General features: G+C 47.3%; 11 protein-coding genes. 9 read left to right on the top strand and 2 right to left on the bottom strand.

Annotation, left to right across the window (positions count from 1 at the left end; all coding sequences use genetic code 11):
* The first annotated feature begins 34 nt into the window (after positions 1-34).
* Both IJJ71_RS13475 and IJJ71_RS13470 read left to right on the top strand, forming a co-directional pair.
* Positions 35-343 (top strand): TIGR03905 family TSCPD domain-containing protein, encoded by a 309-nt coding sequence (locus IJJ71_RS13475; RefSeq protein ID WP_367113245.1) that lies wholly within the window; start codon positions 35-37, stop codon positions 341-343.
* A gap of 21 nt (positions 344-364) precedes the next feature.
* Complete coding sequence (locus tag IJJ71_RS13470; protein ID WP_296847748.1) at positions 365-793, top strand: YcgN family cysteine cluster protein; 429 nt, start codon at positions 365-367, stop codon at positions 791-793.
* 275 nt (positions 794-1,068) lie between these two features.
* On the opposite strand, the gene IJJ71_RS13465 is transcribed toward IJJ71_RS13470, so the two are convergent.
* Positions 1,069-2,631 carry a tagaturonate reductase gene (locus IJJ71_RS13465; RefSeq protein ID WP_296847747.1) on the bottom strand — a complete coding sequence of 521 codons (1,563 nt, stop codon included), beginning with the start codon at positions 2,629-2,631 and terminating at the stop codon, positions 1,069-1,071.
* Positions 2,632-2,701: 70 nt separating this feature from the next.
* Positions 2,702-4,501 (bottom strand): GGDEF domain-containing protein, encoded by a 1,800-nt coding sequence (locus IJJ71_RS13460; protein WP_296847746.1) that lies wholly within the window; start codon positions 4,499-4,501, stop codon positions 2,702-2,704.
* Between the two features lie 138 nt (positions 4,502-4,639).
* Between IJJ71_RS13460 and IJJ71_RS13455 the strand changes: the two genes are divergently transcribed.
* The 7 genes from IJJ71_RS13455 to IJJ71_RS13425 form a co-directional block, all read left to right on the top strand.
* Entirely contained in the window at positions 4,640-6,157 is a 1,518-nt protein-coding gene (locus IJJ71_RS13455) for an HDOD domain-containing protein (RefSeq protein ID WP_296847745.1), read from the top strand.
* A 32-nt stretch (positions 6,158-6,189) separates the two neighbouring features.
* Entirely contained in the window at positions 6,190-6,897 is a 708-nt protein-coding gene (rsmI, locus tag IJJ71_RS13450) for a 16S rRNA (cytidine(1402)-2'-O)-methyltransferase (protein ID WP_296847744.1), read from the top strand.
* A 19-nt stretch (positions 6,898-6,916) separates the two neighbouring features.
* The gene (locus IJJ71_RS13445) at positions 6,917-7,201 is read left to right on the top strand and encodes a flagellar biosynthesis anti-sigma factor FlgM (protein WP_296847743.1); all 285 of its coding nucleotides are present in this window, start codon (positions 6,917-6,919) and stop codon (positions 7,199-7,201) included.
* A gap of 142 nt (positions 7,202-7,343) precedes the next feature.
* Positions 7,344-8,492 carry an iron-containing alcohol dehydrogenase gene (locus IJJ71_RS13440; RefSeq protein ID WP_296847742.1) on the top strand — a complete coding sequence of 383 codons (1,149 nt, stop codon included), beginning with the start codon at positions 7,344-7,346 and terminating at the stop codon, positions 8,490-8,492.
* On the top strand, positions 8,492-9,325 hold the full coding sequence (locus IJJ71_RS13435; protein WP_296847750.1) for a TrmH family RNA methyltransferase: 834 nt from the start codon (positions 8,492-8,494) through the stop codon (positions 9,323-9,325). The genes IJJ71_RS13440 and IJJ71_RS13435 overlap by 1 nt, the downstream gene beginning before the upstream one ends.
* Positions 9,326-9,410: 85 nt before the next feature.
* A complete protein-coding gene (gene fmt / locus IJJ71_RS13430; RefSeq protein WP_296847741.1) occupies positions 9,411-10,394 on the top strand; it encodes a methionyl-tRNA formyltransferase in 984 nt (327 codons plus the stop codon).
* Positions 10,395-10,400: 6 nt separating this feature from the next.
* A partial coding sequence (locus IJJ71_RS13425; RefSeq protein ID WP_296847740.1) for a PASTA domain-containing protein occupies positions 10,401-10,788 on the top strand: 388 nt, incomplete at its 3' end.

Below are 10,788 nucleotides of genomic sequence, written 5' to 3'. Positions count from 1 at the left end.
CGAAATTAAATAAAAAATCCACAGATTCACACAGATGAGCACAGATTATAAACTTGTAATCGGTGTTCGTCTTTTAAAATCTGTGGAAAAAATTATGGAACAAATCACTTATAAAACAACAGGCACCTGCGCTAAGGTGATTCGCTTCGAGCGCGATGCCGAAAATCGCATTCACAATATCTCTTTTGAAGGCGGCTGCAACGGAAATCTCAAGGCAATCGCCAGACTCTGCGAAGGCATGAAGGCCGAAGAAATCAATGAAAAGCTTCTGGGAAATCTTTGTGGTTCCAAGAAAACTTCCTGCGCAGACCAGCTGGCAAAGGCCGTTGTAAGCACTCTCTAATCTCCAGAAAATTCCTGTCAAATGACTGATTTTTACAAGAAAAAATCCCTTTCAGAACTAAGCCCTGAAGAGTGGGAATCTCTTTGTGACGGTTGCGGACTTTGCTGTTATCGAAAATACATCACAGGCTACGGAAAGCGGGAAAAGACCCACTACACCAGGGTTGCCTGCGATTTGCTGGACTTAAAAAACGGAAAGTGCCGCGACTACGAAAACCGTTTCAAAATCATCAAAGACTGTCTTCAGCTCACCAAAAACAATGTCTCTCAATTCGACTGGCTTCCCCAAACCTGCGCCTACCGCCTTTTGTATGAAGGAAAGCCCCTGCCCGACTGGCATCCCCTGCTTTCGGGCCGCAAAGAAAGCGTGCGTGAGGCAGGAATCATGATTCAGAATGGCATCCACGAAAGCGAAGTGGATGAGTGTGACTGGGATGAATACGAGATTTAAAAAGGCCGTCTCCGCCTGTCGGCGGCCGGGCTTTCCGCAGTTCCGTGCTTCCGCACTACATTCTTCCGCTCAGTCGCAAAGCTCCCTCACTCCAGAACGCCTTCGGCGCTGCTACAATCCCTGACGGAAAAGATAAAAATACTCCCTGCAAGAAAAATCTCACGGGGAGCAATTATCGTAATCGTTACAAATTATTTCACAATATCAGCAAGTGCAACCTTCATTCGTCGCACGCAAGCGTGCTTAACGAGAACGCAATGCGTTCTCGCCTTGCTTTATTTGACAATGTTTGCCAAAGCGACTTTCATGCCGTCTTTCTGAATTGCTTCCAAGTGACCGGCAACTGCTGCTTCAAGGCCTGCGTATTTTGTCAAATCTTCTTTCCAGAATTCAACGTTGCTCAAAACTTTGTTTGCCTTAACTTTTGCATCGTTTGTCTCTTTGTTGAGAGCAGCGAAGAATTCGAGGACTGGAAGAGTGTCCAGGTTCTCGTATTCGCCGTCATCGCGTTTTGAAACGAGACATTTCTGACCTTTTGCGTTCTCTTTGATTTCTGTTCCGTTGTAGAAAGAAATGAGGGCTGCGATTGAGAATCCGAGCAATTTTGGAACCGAGCCGTTCTTTTTGATTGACTGTAGGACAGATGGCAAACAGCGTGTCCAGTATTTTGCGACTGAGTTCAAAGAAATCTCAATCAGGCGGTGTGGGTTGAACGGATTCTGGAAGCGAGTCCAAACATCATTTGCGTAGTTTTTGAGGTCTTCCTGGTCACCGTCGATTGAAGGAACGATTTCGTTGAAGATGATGTCGTGCATGAATTTCTGAGCATCGGCGTTTGGTGTGTTGAATCCAGAACCAACTTTCTCTGAGCAAACGATGTCCTGAACGTAGTTGCTTCCTGCGAGATATGCTGCCAGAACAGAAGATGTGTGTGCGCCGTTCAAGATGCGGACTTTTCTGGTGTGGTAGTAGTCCATGTTCTGAACCCATTTAACAGAAAGTCCTGCTTTAACGAGTGGAAGTTCATCTTCGTGTGATTTTTTAGATTCGATGACCCAGAAGTGGAAAAGTTCTGCTGAGTCGAGGAGTTTGTCTTCGTAGCCGAGTTTTTCACAGAGGTTCTCTGCCTGAGTTTTGCCATTTTCTTCTTTAGAAAGGAGTGGGAAATATCCCGGAACGATTCGGTCAACCAAGCATGAGCAGACATCACAAGCCTCATCGAACCAGTTGATGAAGTCTGGTCCGAGCTGCCACATTTCTGCGTAGCGGAGAATGTTGATTCGGAGGTTAAGGCCTGCCTGGTCAGAAAGCTCACAAGGAATCAAAATCATGCCTTTTGATTTGTCGCCGTTGAAAGCCTGGAAGCGTTTGTAAAGGAATGCTGTTACTTTTGCAGGGAAGTTTTTCTGTGGCTTCTGGTCGAGAGTTACTGGAACGCCGTCGATTTCTGAGTCGAAGCGGATTCCGGCCTCTGTTGTGTTTGAAACGATGAAGCGCAAGTCCGGGCTTGAGGCGAGCGCAATGTACTCGTCAAAGTTTGTGTACGGGTTGATTGAGCGGCTGATTGAGTTGATGCAGCGCAGCTCAACAGTCGGCTTTCCGTCTTTCATTCCGCGGAGAACAGTGTTGTACAAGTTGTTCTGAGCGTTCAATGCGTCAATCATGCCTTTTTCAAGCGGCTGAACAACTACGATGTTTCCGTTGAACCCAGCTTTCTCGTTGGCGATGTCAATCTGCCAATCTACGAATGCGCGCAAAAAACCGCCCTCACCGAACTGGAGAACTTTTTCTGGACGTTTTACTGTTTTCACAGCGTCTTTAATTGATGGTAAAGCCATTTTTTAACCTCGATATAAAAATATTGTTTAAATTATAAACCCTAAAATAAAGTTTTTCCATATGGTTGATTCATTTTGCCTCGGATTTCAGCTTACTGTACAGCGCAAAATCAACCTTGACCGATTCGGGAAGCAGATTGAACGTGGAGGCGAACATGAGAGCGCAGTTCACTTCGTATTCTGCCCACTGGGAGCTTTCTTTTGTCCTGTTGAACGTGACAAGCCCCTTGATGTCGTCGGCTGTGCCCAAAATGCACTGGAGCGTGGATTTTATGCCCCGGGACACAATTAGGTCCCTGAAGTCCTTTGCATCCGCCTTGATGTCCTCGGGAAAGTCCATTCGGATGAATTTTTCTTTTGCGAGGGCTTTCTTGAATCCCGGCAGGTGGATGTAGTCGGCTTTTGTGTCGTTCTCGCGTATTTTTCCTGCGGTGTAGACGCGAATCAAATCTTCGCCGTAATAAATGGAAACGTCGTTTAAATTGTATGTTTCGCACATATGGTTCAATATGTTTCTGATTGCCTTGAACGGACGCGACCCCACGTCCTGAAGGAATGCGGACATGCATTGCAGCTCCAGCACGTCGCGCCCCTGGTACTTTACGCCGGCGGTTGCTTCCACCGCCTTCAGGTACAGGGCTTCGTGCAAATCAGGGCGGTAGAACACATAGCGGTCCCTTCCTTTGTCTTTTGCGCGGTACAGGCAAAAATCGGCTTTTTTGAACAGCTCGTCAAAGCTCTCGCCGTTGTCTGGGAACACGGATGCTCCTATGGATGTGGTGACTTTTATATCGTCGAATGAAGTTTCAAACTTTGACCGCACGTTCACCAAAATGCTCTGGAGAATTCCGCGGAGTGTCACTTCGTCTGTCACATTGCCCATGACAATGAGGAATTCGTCGCCGCCGTAGCGCCCCACAACGCCGTTTTCGCCCACGATGTTCCGCAGAAGCTCTCCCGTCTGTTCCAACACTTTGTCTCCGGCAAGGTGGCCGTATGCGTCGTTCACCGGCTTGAAGTGGTCAAGGTCCACGATGACGAGGGCGGCGCGGTCGCTGTCTGGCGGGGCTGAGAACTTCTTGATTGCGTAGTCGGTTATGTTTTTTTTGTTGTAGCATTTTGTGAGCGGGTCGAATTTAAGCTCCTCCAGAAGGTTTGAGGTTTCCTGGGAGCCTGCGAACTGTGCGCCTGGGACAATGCGCCCCACCACGGAAATATTTCCGTTTTTTTCAAACCGTGTGCCTATGAAATCAAGGTTCTCCACGATTTTTCCCTGTGTCCTGAAAGAACCGGTCAAATTCACATAGGTTTTTGTGTAACATTCTTTGAGATTGTCCACCATTTTGATGAATTCGGCTGTTGAGCCGGCGGCGACGTATTTTCCTTCCAGCATCTGCTGTTTCCACACGTCAATGTCGATGTTGAAATCCGTGTAGCATTTTCCGTCATGGTAGTGGACGATTTTGAACAGATTTTTTGATTTGTCGTAGAAGAAGAAAGTGTCGTCGAGCAGACCCATGGCGGCTCTCATTTTTTCTTCCTCTGTGCAGAATTCTTCCACAATGTCAAAACTGTCGTAAATGTCGATGAGCTGCACGCAACGGAGAGTTGTTCCGTTGTACAGCTCGTATGAGATTTTTACTGTGTTGTATCGATATTCTTCCGTGTTTTTCTTGAACCGAAGTATGTGGGATTTTGATTCGTCTGGCGTTTTCAAAAGAGAAAGAAAATGATTCCGCTCGTCTGGATGTACTATTTCTTCTATTCTGGAAAAACGGTGGCCAATTCGCTCAAAATATATGTAATATCCGCGGTTGCCATCGACAATATCAAGGTTTTCGTCAAGATAAATTTTTTTGATTTCGAGCAAAAAAGTTCCTCCCTTCGTACCTGCTTGGTTCTATTATACTCCATGTTTTTTGGGAACGCAAATTGATGTGGAAAAAGAATTGTTCGCAAAAAAAACTGTTACAAAAAATCATTATGTGATATAATGTGCTCATTTCTCATGACCGATATAGAACATAATATGCAACAACAGAAAGTCACACTCGATCTGTCAAAGATAAAAATGGCGATTCGCGCTGGAATTCCTCTTTCGATTACTACATATACGTTTCCTCGTGAGATGAACTTGTACATGGAGGATGTGCTTACTGCGTTCCTGAACGAGCTTGACCAAAACCACATGGCGGAATATTTGAAGTATTGCCTGAACGAGCTTGTCACGAATGGCAAGAAGGCAAACACAAAACGCATATTCTTCAAGGAAAAAGGTCTCGACATTTTCGATGACAAAGATTATGAAATCGGCATGAAGACGTGCAAAGAAGACACGATGAACAATATCAAGCATTACATGACTTTGCAGAAAAATGCGGGGTTGTATGTAAAGCTCATTCTTCAGACACGCAACAACAAAATCAAGATGGAAGTGCGCAACAATTCTGAAATGGCGTTGCGCGAATACAAACGTATGCACGACAAGCTGAGCCGTGCCCAGCAGTACACGTCCGTTGACCAGGCAATGAGCCAGATTCTTGACGATTCTGAGGGTGCCGGCTTGGGAATCATCATCATGGTGCTCATGCTGGAAAAAATCGGGCTTACAGAAGAGAACTTCCAGATTCTGTGCGAGAACGGTGAGACAATTACTCGAATTATTCTTCCTCTCAACGAGAAGACACAGAAGGAACTTTCCGTGGTGTCCCACGAATTCGTCAAGATAATCGACAGCCTGCCGCAGTTCCCGGAGAGCATCACAAAAATCAACCAGCTCTTGAACGACCCCGATTCCAAGATGAGCGACATTGCCGCGCTCATTTCCTCGGATGTGTCGCTCACCACGGACTTGCTCAAACTTGTGAACTCCGCCACGTTCGCGCTTTCGTCGCCGTGCCACAACATTGCGGATGCGGTAAAGCTTGTGGGCTTGCGCGGAATCAAGAACATGCTTCTTTCTGTGGGGTCAATAAACACCCTTCCGAAAGTGAACGAGGCATCTGGAAAGGAACTGTGGACGCACGCCTACAAAGTCGCGTTCTATTCTTACAATTTGGCGCGCAATTTCTGTGCAAAAGACCGTCATGTGGTGGAAGATTCGTATGTGTGCGGCTTGCTGCATGACATGGGCAAGCTGATTTTTGAATTTGCCCATCCTGAGATTTTGAATCATCTGAAAGCATTGTGCGACGAAAAGGGTATCTCAATCTCCGTGTTTGAAAAACTCGTGGCGGGCGTGAACCACGGCGAAGTGGGCGCATTGATTGCGGAAAAATGGAATTTCCCGGAGTCAATCATTGCGGTCATCCGCTATCATCATGAGCCTGACATGGTGAACTCGGAGGAAAAACGGCTTGTGAACCTTGTCTATCTTGCTGATATGCTTGTGCATTATCAGGCGGAAGAGGTGGAGTACAACCAGATTGATACCGATGCGTTGGCATTGTTCGGAATTTCGGACGAAAATCAACTGCTTTCAATTTCTGATAGCCTTATAAAATCATTTGAACGCGAAAACAAGTAGACATATGAATTCTTTTAGGTTATTATAGAAGTGTGTCTACATTATATGTTGTTGGAACACCAATTGGGAATCTTGGCGATATAACGTTCCGCGCCATAGAAACATTCAAATCTGTGGATGTTGTTGCCGCGGAAGATACTCGTCATACGCTTCAGCTTCTGAATCATTTTGAAATTAAAAAACCGTTGATTTCGTGCCGGTCGCAGAACGAGGAGTCTGCTTCTCAGAAGATTATAAAACTTCTTGATGAAGGTCAGACCGTCGCATATGCAAGTGATGCCGGAACGCCTGGAGTCAGTGATCCAGGTGCGGTTCTTGCCGGGCTGGCGCGAAGAGCAGGACACAAGGTCGTTCCTATTCCAGGGCCGAGCGCGTTCGCTTCGTTGGTGAGCGTTGCGGGGGCAGGCGGAAAAACCCTTGTTTTTGAAGGGTTCTTGTCGCCAAAACCAGGCCGAAGAAGAGCCAGATTGCGGGAACTTCTTCTGACAGGGGATGCCGTTGTGCTTTACGAGTCTCCGTTTAGAATCGTAAAGCTTCTGACGGATGTGGCTGATATTGATAAAAGTCGAAGAATTGTGGTGGGGCGTGAGCTTACAAAGCTTCACGAAGAAATTATTGAGGGGGCAGCCGAAGAGGTGAGGGACGAATTCGCGTCACGGGACAAGGTTCTTGGCGAATTTGCCGTTTTCATATCCGGCGTGAAAAATGTTCAACTTTCGGAAGAAAGTGACGATAATTAATATGTAAGGCAGGACACTTATGATGATAGGAAAAATTAATACCGTTAATCCGTACATGGTGCAGAGTACACGAAAAGTGAATGCTATGGAGGGCGTTACTTCTTCACCAGACACTATCGCTATTTCCGAAGAGGCTCGTGCGGCTTCGGAAAGTTATTTTTTGGCTCAGGTTGCAAAAGAAACGCCTGATGTTCGCGAGGACTTAGTTGCTTCTATTAAAGAGAAAATCAAGGATCCGAATTATCTCAACCCAGAGAGAATCGGTCTTGCAGCAGACAGAATCATGGCGGCATATGGGTTTTAATCCGCATTGGTGATTCTGAAAAAGACGGAACTTTTATTCCGTCTTTTTTTTTGAATCATCAGTAGGCTTGTTCAGAAATATTAATCTTCCGGACAAGTTGCTTTGGGCTAGTTTTGCTCGTCGAAAAAAAAGGAAAGAAAAAATGTCAGATTTTACATTCAGAATTTCACCGAATATTGTTTTGGGGTCTTACACAACGACACGGCTTGGTTCTTTTGCGTCCGAATACGGCTCTAAGTACATTCTTGTCATCGATCCCATTCTCAAAGAGTCTGGGAATACGGATAAAATCACCCAGTCGCTAAAAGACAACAATGTGGAATTTTTCATTTTCGACGAGCTTTCAAACGAAGCCGACTCGCGGATTCTTGCCCGCGCGCTTGAATTGGCAAAAAAATCCCATGTTCACGGTGTAATTGCGGCTGGTGGCGGAAAAACGCTTAATTTGGCTCGTGCGCTTGCGGCTGTGTTCAACAACGAGAGTTCCGATTTGTATTCGGTTTTCGACAGCGGCGAGATGAAGAACGAGCCTCTTCCGCTCATCGTGCTTCCTACGACAATGCGCGACTCGTTTGTGTTCACGGACAAAATTGCCATTGTGGATGCGCGCACATCAAAGCTCAAGGTCATAAAAGTACCGTCGAGCTTGTGCAAGCTCGTTTTGTTTGACCCGAACCTTATTTCTACGCTTAGCGACAACCAGATGGAGTCCATGGCCATTGAAACGCTCTGTCTTGCCACGGAGTCTTATGTTTCGCAAAAATCGAATTTTTTCAGCGACATGATTGCCGAAAAAGCAATAGAGCTTTTGAGCCTTGCAAGCGCAGAGGAAGATTCTGCCGTGACGACTCCAAAAGAAGAGCTTGTGGTGCAGGGCGGTTGTATGGCTTCTCTTGCATCTTCCCTCACATCGCTGGGAACAGCATCGCTTTTGGCGCTTTGCGTAAGCCCAAAGCAGAAAGTGTCCCGCTCGCTTGTGACATCAGTTCTTTTCCCGTATGTCATTGAAGATTGCGCCAAATACAAGGTGGCAAAACTGGCAAAAATTGCCCACATTCTAAAAACGTGCGAAACGGATGTGTCGGATGAAGAGGCGGCACAGTCCTATGCAACCTATGTGCGCCAAAGAATCGCCAAGGCGAATCTGCCGGCGCGCTTGAAGGATTTGGGGCTTACGATTGAGCAGATGGCACTTGCAGCCGAAGATGCCGCAAAGCTTGATTTTATCAATACGCTGCCACGAAGCATGACGAGTGATGATTTGTTTGAGCTTATCAAAATTGCATATTGATGATTGAAGTCGGAAAATTGAACACGCTTGAGCCTGGACAGAAGCGGCGGAAACTCGCCCTGACGTTCGGGGCTTTGGAGCGTGACATTATCGGAATCCCCGAAAAAGGGAACGAATACAACTTCAAAACTATTTCCAGAGCCGATTATATCAAACGGCTCGTTCAAATCGTTCTGCGCGACCCCGAACTTTCTCCCGAGGCAAAGACTCAGCTTGAAGAGACTATGGACCGAGTGCCATTCGATGAGAAGCGGGTATGCAACCTTGCGCGGAACACCCTGCTTTCGATTTTGGGGACGTTTCCTGCCGAATGGGATTTTATCATTGCGCCCCACCCGAATCTTCCATGCGAGAATGGTGTTGTTGCGTCGCGGAAATTTTTTCAGGGCGTGTTCGTCTATGCGGAGGATATCCGCTCTCCGTTCAACATAGGCTCTGTTTTCCGCACGGCGGAGGCGATGGGAGCCGAAAAGGTGTTTGTCTCGCCTTTGTGTGTTGACCCGAACCACCCCAAAGCGATTCGGAGCGGTATGGGCTGCATTGAGACGCTGGGATTCGAGCGGAAATCCATTGAAGAACTTGTATTGTTCGCGGGGGAAAATGACATCCCGATTTTTGTTCTGGAGACGGGCGGAACGCCCATTGGCGATTTTCACTTTCCTGAGAGGGGAATTTGCATTATCGGCTCCGAGGAGCTTGGCGTAAGCCCCGCCGCTCTTTCTGCGGCAACCTATGGGCGCGTCACTATTCCAATGACGGGGCTGAAAGCATCGCTCAACGTGGGCGTGGCTTATGGAATCTTGATGCAGAAATGGGTTGAGCATCTGGTGTAAAGCCTAAAATCGCTTTTTTGACCTTTTCTGAAAGCAAAGTCGTCTGCTGTTTATCCAACTCGTTTTTTCTGATAAAATCAATGGAATGTCTACACTGAAAATCCTGTATGCTGGAAGCCCGCTTGCTTCCGCGATTGTTTTGAAAAATCTCATGGAAAAATCACCGGCGGCTGGTTTTGAAATCGTGGGTGTTCTGACGAATCCGCCTGCAAGCCGTGGACGGCACAAGGAGCTTATCCCCACGGAAGTTGCCCAGTATGCGGCGGTGCAGGGGCTTCCTGTATTTTCGTTTGACCATCTCAAGGAAGAAGCTCGGGATGCAATTGCCCCTCTCAAGGCAGACATGATGATTTGCTTCGACTACGGAAAAATCTTTGGCCCAAAGTTTCTTGCCCTGTTCTCGCTGGGCGGAATCAATCTGCACCCGTCGCTTTTGCCCAAATACCGCGGCTGTACGCCAGTTCCAGCGGCAATCCTGAATGGGGACAAGACGCTGGGGGTATCTGTGCAAAAGCTTGCCCTAAAGACGGACGAGGGCGATATCCTTGCCCAGTGCGAAGTTCCGCTTTGTGGCTCGGAGACGACGGAAAGCCTCATGGACGGGGATGGAAAATCGAGTGTTGTAACAGATGCGGGAACAAAGCTCTTGTTGGATGTGCTGCAGTCCGTCAAGAAAACGGCGGACGGATACGAGCTTCCTTTGGCAACGCCGCAATCGGGGGAAAGCTCCTACACGCCGTTTATCAAAAAAGAGGACGGAATTATCGATTGGAGCCGGAGCGCGGCAGAAATTGACAGGCAGGTTCGGGCGTACACGCCCTGGCCTCTTGCTTCAACTGAGTGCAACGGAACCAAGCTTTTGATTTTGCGTGGGGCAGTTTCTGACAAAAGAACGGACAAGCCTGCTGGAACGGTGCTGCCGTACCAAAAATCAGTGGGAATTGAAATTGCCTGCGGCGATGGAACGATTTTTGTTGCCACCGAGCTTCAATGGCAGGCGAAAAAGGCCATGGATTACAAGAGCTTCATGAACGGAGCGAGAAATTTTATAGATTCTGTGCTAGGATAATGAATTATGGAAGATTTTTTTCAAGATGATTCAAGCGAAAATAAACCACAAACGATAACAAAGCGATTTTTGTTTCTCACAGTCATCGGGACGATTGCGTTCATGTTCATCGTGTGTCTCATAGTATTTTTTGCTACCGTGCGCGGGTCTGAGCAGGTGCTCGTGCCGAACGTGGTGGGAAAACACTGGTCTGAGGCGTTTGTCGAGATGCAGCAGAAAGAGCTGTACGCAAAGGTTCAGCTCCGCTACACGGACAGCGACGACGAGGGAATGATTTTGAACCAAACGCCCATCGGCGGCTCAATCACCAAAGCAGGTTCCCGTGTTACTCTCACCATCAGTCGGGGCGCAATCGTGAGCCATGTGGAAAATTATGTGGGCCAGAATATTGATG

Origin of the sequence: Treponema sp. (assembly GCF_017430385.1) — a bacterium.
GTDB lineage: Bacteria > Spirochaetota > Spirochaetia > Treponematales > Treponemataceae > Treponema_D.
This window is presented reverse-complemented; position numbering and strand designations above follow the sequence as displayed.